The organism is Streptomyces sp. NPDC048392, assembly GCF_043200575.1.
In the GTDB taxonomy this organism is placed as follows: Bacteria; Actinomycetota; Actinomycetes; order Streptomycetales; family Streptomycetaceae; genus Streptomyces.
In genome coordinates this window covers 42,506-60,005 of the sequence record NZ_JBICYB010000034.1, presented here as the reverse complement: position 1 = coordinate 60,005, position 17,500 = coordinate 42,506, and the positions used below count along the sequence as shown (strand labels likewise).

Genomic DNA, 17,500 nt, shown 5'->3' with positions numbered 1-17,500 from the left:
CCGCACGGACCCGGAGGGGAGGGACGCGGCAGCCGCGCCGGGGCCCGTGTGAGGCCCACCCCTACCAGGGCTTATTAGGTTAGGCTAACCTTCACCACGTGAGATCTGGTGAAGACGCAGCCGGTACCCCGCGCCTGCGCGGTCATGAACTGTCGGCGACGGACGTGACCGTCGCGTACGACGGTGTCGATGTCGTGCACGACGCGGCGGTCGGGCTCACGCCCGGCGAAGTGACCGTCCTGGTGGGCCCCAACGGCAGCGGGAAGTCGACGCTGCTGCGGACCCTCGCCCGGCTGCAACGGGCCCGCAGCGCCACGCTGAGCATCGACGGCACCACCGACGGTCTGGCGCTGACGTCCCGTGAGTTCTCGCGGCACGTCGCGCTGCTGACGCAGGGCCGCCCGACGCCCGGCGGGCTGACCGTGCGGGACGTCGTCGAGTTCGGCCGCTATCCGTACCGGGGCCGCTGGGGACGGCCCGATCCGGACGGCCCGGCCGCCGTCGAGCGGGCGCTCGCGCTCACCGGCGTCGACGGCTTCGCCGACCGCGGCGCCGACCATCTCTCCGGCGGGCAGTTGCAGCGGGTGTGGCTCGCGAGCTGTCTCGCCCAGGAGACCGGCGTACTCCTCCTGGACGAACCGACGACGTACCTCGACCTGCGCTACCAGGTCGAGCTCCTCGACCTCGTCCGCGATCTGGCGGATGTCCACGGCATCGCCGTCGGCGTCGTCCTGCACGACCTCGACCAGGCGGCGGCCGTCGCCGACCGGATCACGCTCCTGGAAGCGGGCCGGATCGTCGCCGACGGCCTGCCCGAGGACGTGCTGACGCCGGAGCGGCTCACCGCCGTCTACGGCATCCGGATCGACGTCGACACCGACCCCCTGACCGGCCGGCTGCGCACCCGCCCGATCGGCCGCCACCACATACGAACCGAAAGGCTCGGCACCACCTCATGAGACGCCTCCTGCTCACCGCGGCAGCCACCACCGCCGCGGCGCTCACCCTCGCCGCCTGCGGCACCACCGAACCCGCCGCCGACAAGACGGAGAAGAAGGCCTCCGAGGCGATCACGCTCAAGGACGGCAAGGGCACCGAGGTGAGGCTCGACGGGCCGGCCACCAAGGTCGTCGCCACCGAGTGGAACGTCGTCGAGAGCCTCGTCTCGCTGGGCGTCGACCCGGTCGGCGTCGCGGACGTCAAGGGCTACAGGACCTGGGACAGCGCGGTGCCGCTGAGGAACGAGCCCAAGGACATCGGCACCCGCGGCGAGCCGAGCATGGACACCGTCGCCTCCCTCGCCCCCGACCTCATCGTGGCCACCACGGATCTCGCCCCCGCCGCGGTGAAGCAGCTGCGCGAGGTCGCTCCGGTGATCGAGGTGACGTCCGCCGACGGCACCGGCCAGATCGACCGGATGCTGGCGAACGTCGACCTGGTCGCCAAGGCCACCGGAACCTCGGACAAGGCCGAGGCGCTGCGCGAGGACTTCGAGGCCAAGGTCGCCGAGGGCAGGAAGGCGCTGACCGACGCGGGGATGGCCGGCGAGCACATCGCCTTCGCCGACGGCTACGTCGCCTCCAACCAGGTCTCGATCCGCCCCTACACCGCGACCTCCCTCATCGGTGAGGTCAACGAGGCCGTCGGCCTGAAGAACGCCTGGACGGTGAAGGGTGACGAGGCCTACGGTCTCGGCTCCACCGACGTCGAGGGTCTGACCAAGCTGCCCGAGGACACCCGGTTCGCCTACATCGGCAACGACGACGATCCGAGCGCCACCCCGTTCACCGGTGAGCTGGCCGAGAACTCGGTGTGGAAGTCCCTGCCGTTCGTGGAGGCCGGCGACGTGCACCGGCTGGACGACGGCATCTGGATGTTCGGTGGCCCCGGGTCGATGGAGGCGTACATCGACGCCGTCGTCGGCGCGCTGACGAAGTAGCGGGGCCATGGCCGTCACCGCAACCGAACCCGCCGCGGCCCGTCCGCCGACGGCGCCCGCGTCCAGGCCGGGCGCGGCCGCGGTGACGGCCGGGATCGTCCTGCTGGTCGCCGTGCTCGCCGTCGTCGACATCACCCAGGGCACCGCCTCGGTGGGACCGTCCGAGGTCTTCAAGGCGCTGACCGGACAGGCCGACCCGGACGACGCGTCCGTCGTCGTCGCCTCCCGGCTGCCCCGGATGACCGCGGGACTCCTGGTCGGCGCCGTCCTGGGCATGGCCGGCGCCGTGCTCCAGGCGGTCAGCCGCAACGTGCTGGCCTCACCCGACACCCTCGCGGTGAACGCGGGTTCCTACCTCGCGCTCGGGCTGGTCGGCGCGGCCGGTGCCTCACTGCCGATGCTCGCCTCCTCCGGCGTCGCCTTCGCGGGCGGCCTGGCGGCGGCGGCCGTCGTACTCGGTCTGTCCGGCCTCGGCACGGGCACCGTCCGCCTCGTGCTGGCCGGCACCGCGCTGATGCTGGGTCTGAACTCCATGACGGAGGGACTGCTGCTGCTCTTCCCCGAGCAGACCGAGGGCCTCTACCAGTGGAACCAGGGCAGCATCGCCCAGAACGGCTTCGGCGGCGTCCTGCAGATGCTGCCGATCGCCCTGGCCGGGCTGGCGGGCCTGATGCTGACCGCCCGGCGGGTGGACGCGCTGGCCCTCGGCGACGACGCGGCGCGCGGGCTCGGCGTCCCGGTCCGGGCCACCCGGGTCACGGTCGTCGTGCTCGCGGCACTGCTGTCCGCCGCCGCGGTCACGCTCGCCGGACCCATCGGCTTCGTCGGCCTGTGCGCACCCGCCCTCACGCGTCCGCTCGCCCGCCGGTTCCGCGGCTTCGCACGCTCCCGTACGAGCATGCCCGCGACGGCGCTCGCCGGCGCGGCCCTGGTGCTCGGTTCGGACGTGCTGCTGCGGTCCCTGGTCGCGGACGACCGTGCCGTGTCGGTGCCCACGGGTGTGGTCACCAGTCTGGTGGGAGCCGTGTTCCTGGTCGCCATGGCGCTGCGGGTGCGGGACACCGCCGGGGCGGGGGCGCCGGACCGGCTGCGCATCCCGGGCCGGGGGGTGGTCCCGGCCACGGTCGCCGTCCTGGTGGTGGTCCTGGTGGGTCTCGTGATCGCCGCCGTGCTGGTGGGCGACAGCAAGCTGCTGCTCGGGGACGTCGTCAACTGGGTCCAGGGGCGGGCCGGGCGGACCGTCTCCTTCGTGCTGGACACGCGGGTGCCCCGGGTGCTCGCCGCCCTCTGCGCGGGTGCGGCGCTCGCCCTGGCCGGCACGCTCGTGCAGGCCGTCACCCGCAACCCGCTCGCCGAACCGAACGTCCTCGGCGTCACGGGCGGCGGTGCGCTGGGCGCGGTGGTCCTGGTGACCTCCGTCCCGGCCGCCGGGACCTGGGGTGTCGCCGGTGCCGCGTTCGCCGGGTCCGCCGTCACCGCGGTCGTCGTCTTCGGACTCGCCGCCCGGGGCGGCTTCCGGCAGAACCGGCTGGTCCTCGTCGGCATCGGCACGGCCTCGGCCACGACGGCGCTGATCAGCCTGCTGATCGTGCTCACCGACCCGTTCAACGCGACCAAGGCGCTGACCTGGCTGTCGGGATCCACCTACGGGCGGACCATGCCGGACGTCGTGCCGGTCGCGCTGGCGCTGGCCGCCGGGATCACGGTGGCGCTCACCCGGCGCGCCGAGCTTGATCTGATCTCGCTGGACGAGGACACACCGCGGCTGCTCGGCCTGCGGCTGGCTCCGGGCCGCCTCGGCTTCCTGGTGCTGAGCGTCGTCCTCAGCTCGACGGCCGTGGCCTGCGCGGGGACCATCGGGTTCGTGGGGCTCGTCGCCCCGCACGCGGCACGCGCCCTCGTGGGCCGGCGGCACGTGAGGGTCGTGCCGGTCGCACTCCTCCTCGGCGCCGCGCTCGTCTGCGCCGCCGACCTCCTCGGGCGCACGGTGATCGCCCCGGCCCAGCTCGGCGCTGGGCTCGTGACGGCAGTGATCGGGACGCCGTACTTCCTGTACCTGCTGGTACGCAGCCGCCGTTGACCGCCGCCCCGGCGGCGATCCGGGTGACGGCGCACGTGAGCCCCGTACGGTGCGGGCATGGACCGACGCGCCGCGGACGGGGGCCGCACGGGCCTGTTGAACGTCATCGACCTGGAGGCCACCTGCTGGGACGGGCCGCCGCCGCCCGGTGCGGTCAGCGAGATCATCGAGATCGGGCTCGCCGTGGTCGACCTCGACGCCGGGGAGCGGGTGGCCCGGCACCGGATCCTGGTGCGGCCCGTCCGCTCCCGGGTCAGCGCCTTCTGCACGGAGCTGACCGGCCTCGCCCCGGCCGATGCCGACCGGGGGGTGGACCTCGCCCGGGCCTGCGAGACGCTGGTGCGCGAGCACGGTGCCGGCGTCCGCCCCTGGGCAAGCTGGGGCGACTACGACCGCAAGCAGTTCGTCCGCCAGTGCGCGGCCGACGGGGTGCCCTACCCCTTCGGCCACCCGGCCGAACGCGCGCACACCAACGCCAAGGCGGTCTTCACCGAGGCTTACGGACTGCGCCGGCGCCCCGGCATGGCGCAGGCGCTGGAGATCGCCGGGCTGCCCCTGGAGGGACGGCACCACCGGGGCGTGGACGACGCCTGGAACATCGCGGCGCTGGTGCTCCGGCCGGCCGTCCGCGCTGCCTGGCCCGCTGCCTGGCGTCCCCGCGGGTCCGGCCGGTCCGGTGGGTGAGGCCGGGGGTGCCTCCGGGACCGCTCCGTGCCCGGCGTCCCGGCGTCCCGGTGCACCCGGGTTGCCAGCGGCGTCTCCGGGGTTCTCCGGCACGGCGGTGATGTTGACGGTCCGGCAGGTCACGCCGACGGGTTCGGCGACGTGGGGGCCTGCCGGTGGGACCGGTAGGTCACGGTCCTGTCTCGCGGGCCGTGGGGACGGATGGCCCCGGTGAGCGCGGTGCGGTGCTCGCGGCCGCCCTCCCCGCTGCGGCGGTCGCGGCCGGCACCCGCACCGGCTTGCCCGCGCTTCACCCTGTCTCCCGTCGGCGGAACCGTTTCCGGCGCGGGCGCACGTACTGGCCGTTCCCATACGTCGTCAGCGATGCGTCCACTCTGCTCCGTGCCGTCCTTGTTAGACGTCGCGTCAAGTTACTGAACCGTAATGAGCCGGGTGCTACCCCTGGTAACCCCCGGGCGGATACGGTCCCGACACTCCCCAGGAACAGCGCGACCACGGCTCTGACCCACTGGACCGCGGACGGCCGGTTCCAGCCTTTCCCGGCCCTCCCCTGCCCTCCCCCAGGAGATCCCATGTCCCCACGCCCACGCATGCTCGCCGCGGCGATCGCCGCCGCGCTGGCCCTCGGCGCCCAGGCCGTCCCGGCCGCCGCAGGCGACGGCCCGGCCGCCGGCTCGGCGGCCACGACGTCCCGCGGCGTCGAGATACCCGCCTTCTACACCCCTCCGTCCGAACTCCCCCACGCCGACGGCACGCTGATCCGCAGTGAGCCGCTGCCCCTCGCGCTGAGCCTGCCGGGACTCGACGGCCCGCTCCCGGGACGGGCGACCCGGCTGATGTACAAGTCCACCGACGCGAACGGCGAAGCGGTCGCCGTGACCGGCGCCTACATCGAACCGGCCGCGAAGTGGCGCGGCGACGGGCCGCGGCCCCTGGTCGCGGTCGCCCCCGGCACCATGGGGCAGGGCGACCAGTGCGCCGCGTCGATGGCCCTGGAACACCCGCTGCGGCTCAACGGGCAGACGGTCTCGGTCGGTTACGAGGACCTGTCGGTCTACCGGCTGCTGGTGCGCGGCGTCGCCGTCGTCGTCACCGACTACGTGGGCCTGGGCACCACCGACCGGCTGCACACCTACGTCAACCGCGTCGACGGAGCCCACGCGGTGCTGGACGCCGTACGCGCCGCACGCTCCCTCGGCTCGGCCTCCGTCACCTCCGGCTCCCGGGTGGGTCTGTTCGGGTACAGCCAGGGCGGCGGCGCCACGGCGGCGGCGGCCGAACTCCAGCCCTCCTACGCCCCGGACGTCCAGCTGGCGGGCACCTACGCGGGCGCCCCGCCCGCCGACCTCACGGAGGTGACCCGGGCGATCGACGGTGGCGACCTGGCGGGGGCACTCGGCTGGTCGCTCAACGGCTTCCTGCAGACCGAGCCGGCCCTGCGGCCCATCGCCGACCGCTACATCAACGCGGCGGGCCAGGAGGCGCTGAAGGAGCTGTCGACCATGTGCGTCGGTGACGCTCTCTTCGGCTACGGCGGCGACAGCAGCACCGGCTGGACGAAGACCGGGCAGTCCCTCGGCGACGTCATCCGGGCCGAGCCCGCGCTCCAGGCCTTCCTCGCCAAGCAGCGCATCGGCTCGCTGAAGCCCGGCAGCCCGGTCCGCGTGGCCACGGGCGTCAGCGACGACCTGGTCCCCCACGGCCAGGCCCGCCGGCTGGCCGTCGACTGGTGCGACAAGGGCGCCGAGGTCACCTACGTTCCCGTGCTGCTGCCGGGCGTGGGCAGCGGCCTGCTCAACCACTTCGCCCCGTTGCTCACCGATCAGGGCAACGCCATCTCCTGGCTCACCGGCCGGCTCTCCGGCAAGCCGGCCGACTCCAACTGCTGGAGCATGCCCGTACAGCCCTGAGCCGCCCCGCTGCCCCGCTGCCCGGAGCCTCCGCCCAGCGACCAGGTCGGCCGACGCCCGGTCCACGCCGTCGGCGCCGCGGCGATGCTCGTCCTCGCCGTCCCGGCCCTCCCGCTGTCGAAGGCGGACGGCAGCCGGGCGCCGGGGCCCGGCTGCCGTGCACCCTGCCGGCCCGCTTCGCCACGCCGGGCGCCGGCAGCCCGCCCGCGCTGTTCCGACTGCCGCGCGCCACGCGGTCGTGGCCATCGGCCTCGACTTCGCCGTCGCGGCCTTCGGCGGCACCACGCCTCCGGCCACCGAGACACCGGTGAGCGTCACCGGCGGCGACTTGATGCCCGCCTACTGTCCGATGGCCGCCGGTGCCATCGGCCTGACGGCCGTGAAGTTCCCGCCGAGAGCGCCCAGAGGCCGCCGAACGGCTCGCAGCGCATGGCCGGCTGCCGGCAGGCAGGAGCGGCGTGAGCTGATCACGACCTCGGAGGACGAGCAAGCCGTTCGAGGGACGGAGCACCGACGCCATCGCCGCGAGGGCCGTGGAAGCCGTGGAAGCCGCGAGGGCCGTGGAGGCCATGGAGGCCGCGGAGGCCGCGGAGGCCGTGGAGGCCGTGGAGGCCGCCCGGCAGGCGAAGAACTCGCGGGCGACCGGCAGACCCGAACGTCCTAGGCGCTCCCGCTCCCCGCTCCCCCGCGCTCACGGTCCGAACCCGGCCACACATAGGGCAGGTCGTCCGGCACCCCCGGGAACAGCTCGGCGTACACGGCGGGCTCCTTGCGGACCAGCGCCGAACGGTGGCTGCGGTGGAAGGCCTCGTCGCCCAGCCAGGGCGGCAGCTCCCCGGCGGCCGCCAGTTCCGCCTGGTCGCGCACCGGCTCACCCGGACGGCACGCGGCGAGCCCCGCGACGAGTGAGGCCGCGCAGCTGTCCTGGTGGCCCTGCTCGCGCCAGACGCGGCAGACGTCCAGGCCGTACCGGACGAGCGCCTCCTCGTAGCCCGTCCACATCCGCACCGCCGGGTGCCGGCGCCAGCCGTAGCCGGGGACGGTCAGGCCGCGCAGCACCTGAAGCGCCTCCACCCGCTGTTTGCCCAGGCGGCGGCGGTCCAGGGCGAGTGCCGAGTCCCGGAAACCGGGGTGGGGAAGAAAGGTCTGCATACCGGTGCCGCTCCGTTCAGCCGGGGAACCGGCCGCGGGCGCGCAGGTACCCGCGGCGTTCGGCGTAGGCGAGGTCGTCGCGCCACAGGCGGCCGGCGGCGGCGCGCATCAACGGGCGCAGGGCCGGTGCCAGGCGGCGGACCAGGGGGAAGCCGGGGCGGTCCGAGGTGGCGAGCACCGCCTCGACGACCGCGGTACGCGGCCGGCCGCTCCCGTCCGGGCCGAGCGGCGTGGCGTGGCTCTCCACGACGGACCCGGCGCCCTCGCCGTCGGCGATGCGCATGACGACGGTGCGGGGCCCGGGCGCGGTGAACTCGGCCCGTACGGGGACGACCAGGCGACCGGTCAGCCGGAAGGACACGTCCACGACGAAGCGGTCGTCCTCTCCCGCTCCGTGCCCTTCGCCGCCCCCGTCGGCGTGCGGGGTCTCTCCGGGTGCCTCGAGGACGGTGAGGTCCACGAAGGAGTACGGGTGGAACCAGGCGCCGTGCCACGGGTCGAGCCGGTTGGCGATCACGTCCTCGGGCTCGCAGGTCCCGGCCCCGCGCCACACGGACGTCAAAGCCGTGGCCCCGGGCGGCCGGGCGGGTACGAGGGGAGCCGGGGTCGGTGCCTCCTGCCCCACGCCGTCCAGCCGCACCCACACCAGAACGCCGTCGTCGTGGACCGGCAGGGGTTCCCAGCCGGCGAACGGGGCGCCGTCCAGGGCGAGTCCGTGCCAGTGGCACACCAGCGTGCCGCACCGTACCGGGCTGTCGGCCAGCGGGGCGCCGAGGTGGGGGCAGGCGCCCGGGCCGCCGACCGGACGCCCCCGCGCGTCCCGCCAGACGACGACCTCGACGCCGGCGACGGTGCCGGACAGTGGGCGGGCGGCACGTAGGTCCGTGCTCGCGCCGAGGACGTACCAGTTGCCGGAGGGGCGTGCCAGGGCGCGCTCGAGGGCCGCGGCGATGACGGCGGGGCGTGCCTCGCGCCAGGTCGGCCGCTGCCGCTCCCAGGGGACGGCACGGCGCCGCAGCCGCAGGGGACTGCGTCCCCGGCGGGGACGGGGACCGGCACTCATCCGGCCTCCTCCACGTCGTGGGCGGCGCCGCGGCACGCCACCGGCCCGGCGGAGGCGCGACGCGCGCCGAGCCGGGCGGCCAGCACGCGCACGAGCCCGTCGGCCGCGACGGCCGCGCGCCGTCCGCGGGGGACCACCGCGCGCCGGTGCAGTACCGCGTACCCGCCGTCCGCGATCGCGTCGAGGATGTTCCGGTAGAGCCGGTACGCGGTGCGGACGCAGGGGCGCGCGACGGGGTCGAGCATGGCCAGCCCGGGTTCGGCCTGGCGGTAGACGGCCCGGGTGAGGTCCTCGGCGGCCCGCAGCGCGGCGGTGACGCGCGGGTCGTGGCGGCCGGTGTGCCTGCTCCAGAGCAGCAGGTCCCGCTGGACGCCGTGCGCGGCCAGCAGGTCGGCCGGGAGGTAGATCCGGCCGCGGTCCAGGTCCTCGCCCACGTCCCGCAGGAAGTTGGTCAGCTGGAAGGCGACGCCCAGCGCGGCGGCGTGCGGGGCGGCCTCGGCGCGGCCGGTCACGGTGCCGAGTACGGGGAGCATCTGGAGGCCGATGACGGCGGCCGATCCGTGCATGTAGGCGCGCAGATCGGCGTAGGTGGCGTAGTCGGTGACCGTGAGGTCGGCGCGCATCGAGGCCATGAAGTCGGTGAAGTGCGCCGGTTCGATGGCATACCGGGCGGCGGTGTCGGCCAGGGCGAGCACCACGGGTTCGGCGGTCGGCCGGCCGCCGGTGAGTGCCCGCCGCAGCAGTCGGTCGAGGCGGGTCAGGGCGGCGGCGCGGACGGCGGGCGTGGCGTCCGCTCCCGTGTCGTCGACGATGTCGTCGGCCCACCGCGCGAACCCGTAGAGGGCGTGCACGGCCGGTCTGCGGTCGGCGGGCAGGAGGCGGGTGGCCAGGAAGTAGGTGCGTCCGTGGCGGGCGTTGAGGTTCCGGCACCGGGTGTAGGCGGCGCGCAGGTCCGGGTCGGTGATGCCGGCGGCGTCGAGTTCGCGTACGGTCATCGGCCCCGCCTCCGTGCGGCCGCGGGGCGGGCCGGCGGTCCGGTGATGCGGGCGGCGGCCAGCTTCCCTGAGATCAGTACGGTCGGTACGCCGACGCCCGGGGTGGTCCCGCAGCCCGCGAGGACCGCGTTGTCCGTGCCGCGCACCAGGTTGCGGGGGCGGAACGGCCCGGTCTGCGCGAAGGTGTGGGCCACCGAGAACGGGGTGCCGGCGGCATGCCCCTGTGCGCTCCAGTCGGCGGGTGTCACCAGGCACTCCTCCTCGACGGCGGCGGCGATACCGGTCAGTCCCCGGCGTTCCAGGGTGGCGAGCAGGCGGTCGCGGTAGCGGGGCGCGAGGTCGCTCCAGGCCCCGGCGCCGGGGCCGATGTCGGTGTTGGGGCAGGGCGCGAGGACGTAGTGGAGGTGGCGGCCCTCGGGAGCGAGGGAGGGATCGCCGGCGGTGGGCCTGGTGATCAGCAGCGACGGGTCGGTCATGAGGGTGCCGGTCCTGGTGAGCTCGTCGAAGGTCCGCCCCCATTCGGCGCCGAAGGAGAGCGTGTGGTGGGCGAGGTGCGGCCAGGTGCGGGTGGTGCCGGCGTGCAGCACGACGGCGGAGGGCGCGTGCCGCAGTGCGACCGGCCGGCGCGGGCGGCGGCCCAGCAGCCGGTGGGCGACGGGCAGGTCGGGGGTGAGGACGACGGCGTCGCACGGGATGCGTTCGTGGTCGGTGACGACCGCGGTGACGCGGTTGCCGGACCGTTCCAGGCGGGTGACGTCCCGTCCGAGGCGCAGGTCGGCCCCGGCGTCGACGGCGGCGTCGGCCATGGCGCGGGGCAGTGCGTGCATGCCGCCGCGCGGGAAGTACACGCCGGCCACCGTGTCCATGTAGGCGATGACGGCGTAGGCGGCCAGCGCCCGGGACGGTGCGACACCGGCGTAGAGCGCCTGGAAGGAGAAGACCCGCTTGAGCCGCTCGTCCGTCAGGAACCGTCCGATGCGGGCGTCCAGCCGGCCGAAGCCGCCGAGCGCGGCGAGCCGGGCGAGGTCGGGGGTGAGCAGGCCGAGCGGTGAGTCGAAGTTGGCGTCGATGAAGCGGCGCATCTGCACGGCGTACAGCCGCCGGAGCCAGTCGCGCAGCCGCCGGTACCCGGCCGCCTCCCGGCCCCCGGCGAAGCGTTCCACCTCCGCCTCCATCGCCTCGGCCTCGGTGTGCACGTCCAGGGTGCCGCCGTCGGCGAAGCACGCCCGGTAGGCGGGGTGCAGCGGCACGAGTTCCACGCGGTCGCGCAGCCGCTCGCCGACCGCGGCGAAGGCCTCGTCGGCCAGGTCCGGCATGGTGAACACGGTCGGGCCCGTGTCGAGGTGGTATCCGCCGAGTTCGCGGCGCCCGGCCCGGCCGCCGGGCAGCGGGTCGCGCTCCACGACCGTCACCCGGCGTCCCGCGCCCAGCAGGTGCAGGGTGGCGGACAGCCCCGCGAGTCCGGCCCCGACGACCACGACGTGGTCGGTGCGGCCGGTCACCGTCCGCGTCATCGCGCGCTCCGGCCCGCGGGCGGGGGCAGGCCCTGCCGCCGGTTGTCGTCGACCGTGCTGGGGCGCATCGCGGGTCCTCTCGTCGTCGACTGCGGCGGTGAGCCGGGCCGGGCGCCTCGGCCGCGTTGCCGCCGCTTCGGCCGGGCGGGCGGTGTGGTGCGCCGTCCGGTCTCGGCCCGGGCCGGGGATGTGGTCGGCGTCATACCTTCCCCCTTCGCTTCCGGCGCGACGCGACAGTGGCCCGTTCCCGCCCGGCAGTCCACCCGCCCGGCGGTACGGCGGCACCGGGCGGGTGCCCGTCCCGGTTCCGTCCAGCGCGCCGTGCGTCCACGGCCGCCACGGGCGCCCGTGGCGGCCTGATCGCCCGCTGTTGTTCACCGTGGGAGCCACCACGACCGTCCCACGGTCCGCACGCCGGCCCGGCCGTCGTCGCCGGGAGCCTGGTGCGACAGGTCTGCCCGTGCCGTGGCGCTGATGGAGCGCGCCGCCACCTCGGGCCGCTCACCGCCAACGCCCTGCCGGAGCGAGGGGGCGCGGGGCGGGACGCTGTGCACGGTGCCCGGCGCTGGAGACGAGGTCCTTCGGGTCGGGCGGGGGCGGGGCGCTGGTCGGGGCGAAGACGGCTCGGTCGCCGTCGAGCCGGGAATGTCCGCCGTCGGGGGGAGCTGCGAGGAGGGGCCGTCGGAGGCCTGGCCGGAACCGTTCGCCGAGACCACGGCCACGGCGGCGGCACCGGCTATCGCCACCGCCGCCAGCGCGCCGCCGCCCGGCCCGGGGCCGGTCCGCACCGCTGCGTGCCCTGGCGCGGCGGTCGGGGGCGCGCTGACCCGCGCCCGCCGCATCGCCGACGCCTCGCGCGAGCCAGGGCCGGGCGGGCCCCGCCTCGACGAGCCGCGACAGGCACGACGTGGCCCTCGCCGCGTCACCGGCCGCACCGCTGCGCTGCTACGTCCCCGTCTCCGCCGCGCGGTCGGCCCGCCCGCCGGCGCCGAGCGGGCCGGTGCGGCCCAGTGAGCCATCGGCCTCCAGCCGGGGCAGCTCACGGCGCGACAGCCGTGCGACCACGGACGGCAGCGCCGTGCGCCCCAGCTGTGCCAGGCGCAGCCAGTGCGGCACGTACACGGCGGTACGGCGGCGTTCCATGGCGCGGACCAGCCGGACGGCGACGTCGTCCGGCGGGAAGGCGCGGCGGGCCGGGGGCGGCATGTGGGCGCGCAGTTCGCGCAGGACCGGGTACCGGTCGGCGTCCCGGATCATGTCGGTGTCGATCCAGTTGAGGTAGGCGATGCCCACCGCCACCCCGCGGTGGGCCACTTCGGCGCGCAGTGAGTGGTTGAAGGCCTCCACGCCCGCCTTGGAGGCGCAGTAGGCGCTCATCATGGGGGCGGCGCCGAGCGAGGCCAGTGAGGCGATCTGGAGGTGGTAGCCCGCGGTGTCGAGCAGGTCGGGCAGGAAGGCCCGGGCCGTGTGGGCGCTGCCGGTCAGGTTCACGTCGACCACGCGGCGCCACTCGGCGGGGTCCGACGTGGCGAACGGGCCGCCGTGTGCGACACCGGCGTTCGCCACCACGACCGACGGCGTGCCCAGGCGCCGGCGTATCTCACCGGCCGCTTCGGCCAGCGCGAGGGGGTCGGTGACGTCGGCTCCGACGGCGAGCGCCGGGGTCGGCAGGTCCGCCGCCAGGGCGTCCAGTCGCGGTTTCTCGAGGCCGAGCAGCGCGAGCCGGGCGCCGCGGTGGGCGCAGGCGCGGGCCAGGGCGGCGCCGAGTCCGCGTGCGGCTCCGGTCACCACGACGGTGCGGTCTTGGAGGGGGCTGTCTGTCACCGGTCGGCCCTTTCCTCGGGACTTGGCGGACGGTCGTGGCCGGTCAGTGGCGGTCGCCGGCGCGGTCGCGCCGGGTCAGCGCCCGCTGCGCCCGGGCGAGGCCCGCGAAGCGGTGCTGGCGCAGCGCGGCGCGCGCGGCGTTGGCGCCGGGCGCGCCGTGCACTCCGCCTCCCGGGTGGGCGCCCGCGGAGGCGAGGAAGAGACCGGCCACCGGTGTCTCGGGCCGTCCGGTGCCGGGCACGGGCCGGAAGACGAGTTGCTGGTGCATGGCGGTGGTGCCGCCGTTGATGGCACCGCCCTCCAGGTTGGCGTTCATGGCCTGGAGCGTCGGCGGGGCGAGCACGCGGCGGGCCCGGACCAGCGCGCGGAAACCGGGCGCGAAGCGTTCCACCTGGCGCTCGACACGGTCGGCCATCAGTTCCTGTTCCCTGGCGTCCCAGCTGCCGGTGATGCCCTCCTCGCCCGCGTCGGCGCGGATGTCGTGGGGGACGTGGGTGTAGGCCCAGGCGGACTCGGTGCCGCGCGGTGAGCGGGTCGGGTCCGTGGTCGTCATCTGGCCGAACAGTGAGAAGGGGCGGTCGGGGACCTGCCGCATGGCGATCTGGGCGGCGAACCGGGTCAGCTCGTCGAGTCCGTCGGCGAGGTGCACGGTGCCGGCCCGGGCCGCGTCCTCGCACCGCCAGGGCACGGGTCCGTCCAGCGCCCAGTCCACCTTGAAGGTGGCGAAGTCCCACTGGAAGCGCCGCACGTCGCTGAGGACCTGGTCCGGCAGGTCCACCGGGGCGACGAGCCCCCCGTAGAGGGCGGGTACGGAGACGTCCGCGAGGACGGCACGCCGGGCGCTGACCGTCTCGCCGCCGGCGGTGCGCACGGCGACCGCGCGCCGGTCGCGGACCAGGACCTGTTCGACGCGCCGCCCGCAGCGCAGGGTGCCGCCGCGGGCGCGCAGCCGGTGGACCAGGGCGTCGGTGAGGGCGCCCGAACCGCCGACCGGCACGGGGAAACCGTAGGTCTGTCCGAGCATCGACATCAGCCAGCCGAAGCCGCCGCTGCCGGCCGCCTCGGGCGCGAGGTCGGCGTGCAGGGCGTTGCCTGCCAGGAGCAGTTTGCCGCCCTCTCCGCGGAACTCCTCCTCACCCAGGCGGCGTACGGGCAGGACCAGGGTGCGGGCGAGCCTGAGCCCGCCCGCGCCGCGCAGCCGCAGGGCCAGCCGCGCGGAGGCGCGCACCGGCGGGAAGGGGGTGAACAGGGCGTCCACGATGTCGGCCCGGTAGCGGTCCCACACCTCGTGCAGCCGCTCCCAGGCGGCGCCGTCCCCGGACGCGAAGGCGTCGAGGGAGGCGGCGGTGGTCGTGACGTCGCGGTCGAGGACGGCACAGGTGCCGTCGGTCAGCGGGTGGGCCAGTACGTGGGGCGCGTGGGCCCAGCGCAGCCCGTGGTCCTCCAGCCTCAGCCCGCCGAGCACCGGGGAGGCGGCGGCGAGCGGGTAGAAGGAGCTGAACAGGTCGTTGACGAAGCCGGGGGCCACCTCGCCGTCGTGGCGCACCGCGCCGCCGGGCTCGGGCTGCTCCTCCAGGACCTCGACGCTCCAGCCCGCGTCGGCCAGGAGGTTCGCCGCCACCAGTCCGTTGGGCCCGGCCCCGATCACGACGGCGTCAGGCACGGCCGGTTCCCGGCCGGTACTCCACGGACCCCACCGAGTTCGACGGGTCCGGTCGGCCCCGTTCACCGGCCCGGGACTCGCACAGGTCGGCGAGCCTGGCGAGCATGGCACGGTGCCGCACCTGGATCAGCGCCTCCACACCGACGTTGTGCAGCAGGCCACCGGGACCGCGCAGGGGGTGTTCGTCCACGATCACCAGGCACTGCTCTCCCCAGGGCCGCAGCTCGACGGCGATCCGGGCCGTGCCGAGCCGGCCCGCCTTCGCCTCCAGCTCCAGCTCGGAGCCCGCCACGCAGTGTCTGACCACCGTCTCGTTGTTCAGCCGCAGTGGCCCGAGCCGCACCTCGTACGTGATCGTCGCGCCGACCTCCGGCCATCTGCCGGCCTTGGGCACGGCCTGGGAGGGCCCCACCACCCACTCCACGTACAGGTCGCCGTCCGCGAGGACGTCCCAGACCGCGTCCGGGGTCGCCTGGATCAACCTATGCCGAACCGCCACGCGTGCCTCCCACGTCCAGTGGCCGCCATGTGCCCGTCTTCGCGCGGACGCAGCACTGGGTTCCCCGTCCGCGACCGGCCAACCCAAGCGGAAGGACCCCTACCGCCCTGACATCTGCCAGATACCGGGCGTCCTCGTGCCCGCCCAGCGTCCCGAAGGGGGCCATCGCCCCCTCCGATCCACCACCGGCTCGGCTGTTGCCGGCACAGGAGAAGAGGGCTCATGAGCCGACGATCACTGACGACGCTGCTGGCCGCCGGGGGCGCCGCCGCCGTGCTGGCGCTGTCCACCGTCCCGGCCCGGGCGGCACCGTACTCGGGCGGAAACTACGGCGCCTACGGCATGGAGGGGCAGTAGCCCACCGTTTCCAGCTGTGCGGGGACGTTCGGGCAGGCGGGGGCGACCCGGTACGCGGAGGGGACGGCGCTGACGTACTTCTACTCCGGTACGTGCGGGTCCTTCGCCCGGATCGAGAACTCCCGGGCCAACTGTGCCGCCGTCGTGGAGCGCTCGACTCCGGCGCCGGGCGTGCCGACGGCTGGGCCCCGGAGACCGTCGACCCGGGTATCGACTACGCCTACACGAAGATCGCCAACAACCTGAACGGCCGGGTCTCGCGCACCCGGCTCACCTGTGACGGCCACGTCTGGGCGCAGACCGGCTGGTGCTGAGAGCCCCGCCGCGCCCGCCGCGCCGGCCGCCCGTGAGGGAGGGCCGGCGCGACGGTGCCGGTGTCCCCGCACCGGCACGACGGTCTCCCGTGGACGGGGCGACCGGCCCGGCGCGAAAGCCGCACGGAAAGACACCGCATTGGCATGGACCTGATGACGCGTGCTGGCTAAGCTCGAAACGACCCGTTGAGAGCGCTCTCAGAACGCGGTTGCTCCACCCATCTGTTCCACCCCCACCTTGCTGGAACGACGAAGGGCAACTCCCGTGCGACGCAGCAGACTCAGGCACCTCGGCCTGGCCGGACTCCTCGTGCTCGGCGGCCTCACCGCCGTCGGCACCCTGCCGGCCTCGGCGGCCGACGCCCCCTCCGCCTCCCCCTCCACCGAACAGCCGGCCTCCGCCGGTCTTCTGGACGCCATGCAGCGGGACTTCGGCCTCACCCGGGCCGAGGCCGAGGACCGGCTCGCGGCCGAACGCCGCGCGACCGGCATCGAGCCCGCGGCACGCCGGGCCGCCGGAAACGCCTTCGGCGGCTCCTGGTTCGACGCCGACACCGGACGGCTGACCGTGGCCGTGACCTCGGAGGCGGCACCCTCCACCCTGCGGGCCGTCCGCGCCACCGGTGCGCAGGTCCGCACCGTCGAGCACACCGCACGCCGGCTCGACGCCGCCAAGGCGCGCGTCGACCGCCTCGACGCACCCGCCGGCGTGAGCAGTTGGCGCGTCGACCAGACCGCCAACAAGGTGGTCGTCGACGTGGTCGCGAGCGAGCGTGCTGACAACGATGTCCAGCGCTTCGTGAAACAGGCCCGCGAGGCCGGACCTGTCACGGTGCGGACGGTGGCGTCGGCCCCGCAGACCTTCGCGGCGGGCACCGTCGGCGGCGACCCGTACTACACCGGCAACGTCCGCTGCTCCATCGGCTTCTCGGTGCACGGCGGGTTCGTCACCGCCGGGCACTGCGGGCGGGCAGGAGCGGGGGTCAGCGGCTGGGACCGCTCGTACATCGGCACGTTCCAGGGCTCGTCGTTCCCCGACAACGACTACGCCTGGGTCAACGTGGGCAGCGGCTGGTGGACGGTGCCGGTCGTACTCGGCTGGGGCACGGTCTCCGACCAGCTCGTGCGCGGTTCGAACGTGGCACCCGTCGGCGCCTCGATCTGCCGCTCCGGGTCCACCACGCACTGGCACTGCGGCACCGTCCTCGCCCAGAACGAGACGGTCAACTACAGCCAGGGCGCGGTGCACCAGATGACCAAGACCAGTGTGTGCGCCGAGGGCGGCGACTCCGGCGGCTCCTTCATCAGCGGTGACCAGGCGCAGGGCGTCACCTCGGGAGGCTGGGGCAACTGCTCGAGCGGCGGGGAGACCTGGTTCCAGCCGATCAACGAGATCCTGAACCGCTACGGTCTGACCCTGCACACGGCCTGATCCGGCAGCGGCGGGGAGGGCCGACCGGTCTCCGGCCCGGTCCTCCCCGGCCGCCCGCGACCGGGGTCCCCTCC

At 75.1% G+C, this 17,500-nt stretch carries 15 protein-coding genes and 1 pseudogene; 8 read left to right on the top strand and 8 right to left on the bottom strand.

Translation table 11 applies throughout. The features are described 5' to 3' along the window. Positions 1 to 98: 98 nt before the first annotated feature. The 5 genes from ACGFYH_RS30930 to ACGFYH_RS30910 all read left to right on the top strand — a co-directional run bounded on the left by ACGFYH_RS30930 (position 99) and on the right by ACGFYH_RS30910 (position 6,613). Complete coding sequence (locus tag ACGFYH_RS30930; RefSeq protein WP_393806485.1) at positions 99 to 959, top strand: ABC transporter ATP-binding protein; 861 nt, start codon at positions 99 to 101, stop codon at positions 957 to 959. Next, entirely contained in the window at positions 956 to 1,939 is a 984-nt protein-coding gene (locus tag ACGFYH_RS30925) for an iron-siderophore ABC transporter substrate-binding protein (RefSeq protein WP_393806484.1), read from the top strand. Before ACGFYH_RS30930 ends, ACGFYH_RS30925 begins: the two co-directional genes overlap by 4 nt. Positions 1,940 to 1,946: 7 nt before the next feature. Continuing rightward, complete coding sequence (locus ACGFYH_RS30920; RefSeq protein ID WP_393806483.1) at positions 1,947 to 4,019, top strand: iron ABC transporter permease; 2,073 nt, start codon at positions 1,947 to 1,949, stop codon at positions 4,017 to 4,019. A gap of 57 nt (positions 4,020 to 4,076) precedes the next feature. Beyond that, entirely contained in the window at positions 4,077 to 4,703 is a 627-nt protein-coding gene (locus ACGFYH_RS30915) for an exonuclease domain-containing protein (protein WP_393806482.1), read from the top strand. Between the two features lie 572 nt (positions 4,704 to 5,275). After that, positions 5,276 to 6,613, top strand: a complete 1,338-nt coding sequence (locus ACGFYH_RS30910; protein ID WP_393806481.1) for a lipase family protein — start codon at positions 5,276 to 5,278, stop codon at positions 6,611 to 6,613. A 660-nt stretch (positions 6,614 to 7,273) separates the two neighbouring features. Here the strand turns inward: ACGFYH_RS30910 and ACGFYH_RS30905 are convergent. The 8 genes and pseudogenes from ACGFYH_RS30905 to ACGFYH_RS30870 all read right to left on the bottom strand — a co-directional run bounded on the left by ACGFYH_RS30905 (position 7,274) and on the right by ACGFYH_RS30870 (position 15,323). Continuing rightward, positions 7,274 to 7,765, bottom strand: coding sequence for an MSMEG_6728 family protein (locus ACGFYH_RS30905; RefSeq protein ID WP_393806480.1), 492 nt, complete (start codon positions 7,763 to 7,765; stop codon positions 7,274 to 7,276). Positions 7,766 to 7,781: 16 nt separating this feature from the next. Then, positions 7,782 to 8,828, bottom strand: a complete 1,047-nt coding sequence (locus ACGFYH_RS30900) for a DUF5914 domain-containing protein (RefSeq protein WP_393806479.1) — start codon at positions 8,826 to 8,828, stop codon at positions 7,782 to 7,784. After that, positions 8,825 to 9,823 (bottom strand): phytoene/squalene synthase family protein, encoded by a 999-nt coding sequence (locus ACGFYH_RS30895; RefSeq protein WP_393806478.1) that lies wholly within the window; start codon positions 9,821 to 9,823, stop codon positions 8,825 to 8,827. The genes ACGFYH_RS30900 and ACGFYH_RS30895 overlap by 4 nt, the downstream gene beginning before the upstream one ends. Continuing rightward, positions 9,820 to 11,337: a phytoene desaturase family protein gene (crtI, locus tag ACGFYH_RS30890; protein WP_393806477.1), complete on the bottom strand. Its 1,518-nt coding sequence runs from the start codon at positions 11,335 to 11,337 to the stop codon at positions 9,820 to 9,822. The genes ACGFYH_RS30895 and crtI overlap by 4 nt, the downstream gene beginning before the upstream one ends. Before the next feature lie 561 nt (positions 11,338 to 11,898). Beyond that, positions 11,899 to 12,104 (bottom strand): annotated as a pseudogene (locus tag ACGFYH_RS30885) (hypothetical protein); the annotation flags it as partial. A 178-nt stretch (positions 12,105 to 12,282) separates the two neighbouring features. Beyond that, positions 12,283 to 13,161 carry an SDR family oxidoreductase gene (locus ACGFYH_RS30880; RefSeq protein ID WP_393806476.1) on the bottom strand — a complete coding sequence of 293 codons (879 nt, stop codon included), beginning with the start codon at positions 13,159 to 13,161 and terminating at the stop codon, positions 12,283 to 12,285. A gap of 43 nt (positions 13,162 to 13,204) precedes the next feature. After that, positions 13,205 to 14,824 (bottom strand): phytoene desaturase family protein, encoded by a 1,620-nt coding sequence (locus ACGFYH_RS30875; protein WP_393806475.1) that lies wholly within the window; start codon positions 14,822 to 14,824, stop codon positions 13,205 to 13,207. Beyond that, positions 14,817 to 15,323, bottom strand: a complete 507-nt coding sequence (locus tag ACGFYH_RS30870; protein WP_393806474.1) for an SRPBCC family protein — start codon at positions 15,321 to 15,323, stop codon at positions 14,817 to 14,819. Before ACGFYH_RS30870 ends, ACGFYH_RS30875 begins: the two co-directional genes overlap by 8 nt. Before the next feature lie 222 nt (positions 15,324 to 15,545). Between ACGFYH_RS30870 and ACGFYH_RS30865 the strand changes: the two genes are divergently transcribed. From ACGFYH_RS30865 to ACGFYH_RS30855, 3 genes are all read left to right on the top strand, one after another. Then, a complete protein-coding gene (locus ACGFYH_RS30865; protein WP_393806473.1) occupies positions 15,546 to 15,680 on the top strand; it encodes a hypothetical protein in 135 nt (44 codons plus the stop codon). A 92-nt stretch (positions 15,681 to 15,772) separates the two neighbouring features. Next, a complete protein-coding gene (locus ACGFYH_RS30860) occupies positions 15,773 to 15,994 on the top strand; it encodes a hypothetical protein (RefSeq protein ID WP_393806472.1) in 222 nt (73 codons plus the stop codon). 265 nt (positions 15,995 to 16,259) lie between these two features. Then, on the top strand, positions 16,260 to 17,426 hold the full coding sequence (locus tag ACGFYH_RS30855; RefSeq protein ID WP_393806471.1) for a S1 family peptidase: 1,167 nt from the start codon (positions 16,260 to 16,262) through the stop codon (positions 17,424 to 17,426). Positions 17,427 to 17,500 lie beyond the last annotated feature (74 nt).

What these genes read in the sequence shown, in the direction of transcription:
- ACGFYH_RS30925 (WP_393806484.1), top strand. Translation starts at nt 956, where the DNA reads ATGAGACGCCTCCTGCTCACCGCGGCAGCCACCACCGCCGCGGCGCTC.
- ACGFYH_RS30920 (WP_393806483.1), top strand. Translation starts at nt 1,947, where the DNA reads ATGGCCGTCACCGCAACCGAACCCGCCGCGGCCCGTCCGCCGACGGCG.
- ACGFYH_RS30915 (WP_393806482.1), top strand. Translation starts at nt 4,077, where the DNA reads ATGGACCGACGCGCCGCGGACGGGGGCCGCACGGGCCTGTTGAACGTC.
- ACGFYH_RS30910 (WP_393806481.1), top strand. Translation starts at nt 5,276, where the DNA reads ATGTCCCCACGCCCACGCATGCTCGCCGCGGCGATCGCCGCCGCGCTG.
- ACGFYH_RS30905 (WP_393806480.1), bottom strand. Translation starts at nt 7,765, where the DNA reads ATGCAGACCTTTCTTCCCCACCCCGGTTTCCGGGACTCGGCACTCGCC.
- ACGFYH_RS30900 (WP_393806479.1), bottom strand. Translation starts at nt 8,828, where the DNA reads ATGAGTGCCGGTCCCCGTCCCCGCCGGGGACGCAGTCCCCTGCGGCTG.
- ACGFYH_RS30895 (WP_393806478.1), bottom strand. Translation starts at nt 9,823, where the DNA reads ATGACCGTACGCGAACTCGACGCCGCCGGCATCACCGACCCGGACCTG.
- crtI (WP_393806477.1), bottom strand. Translation starts at nt 11,337, where the DNA reads ATGACGCGGACGGTGACCGGCCGCACCGACCACGTCGTGGTCGTCGGG.
- ACGFYH_RS30865 (WP_393806473.1), top strand. Translation starts at nt 15,546, where the DNA reads ATGAGCCGACGATCACTGACGACGCTGCTGGCCGCCGGGGGCGCCGCC.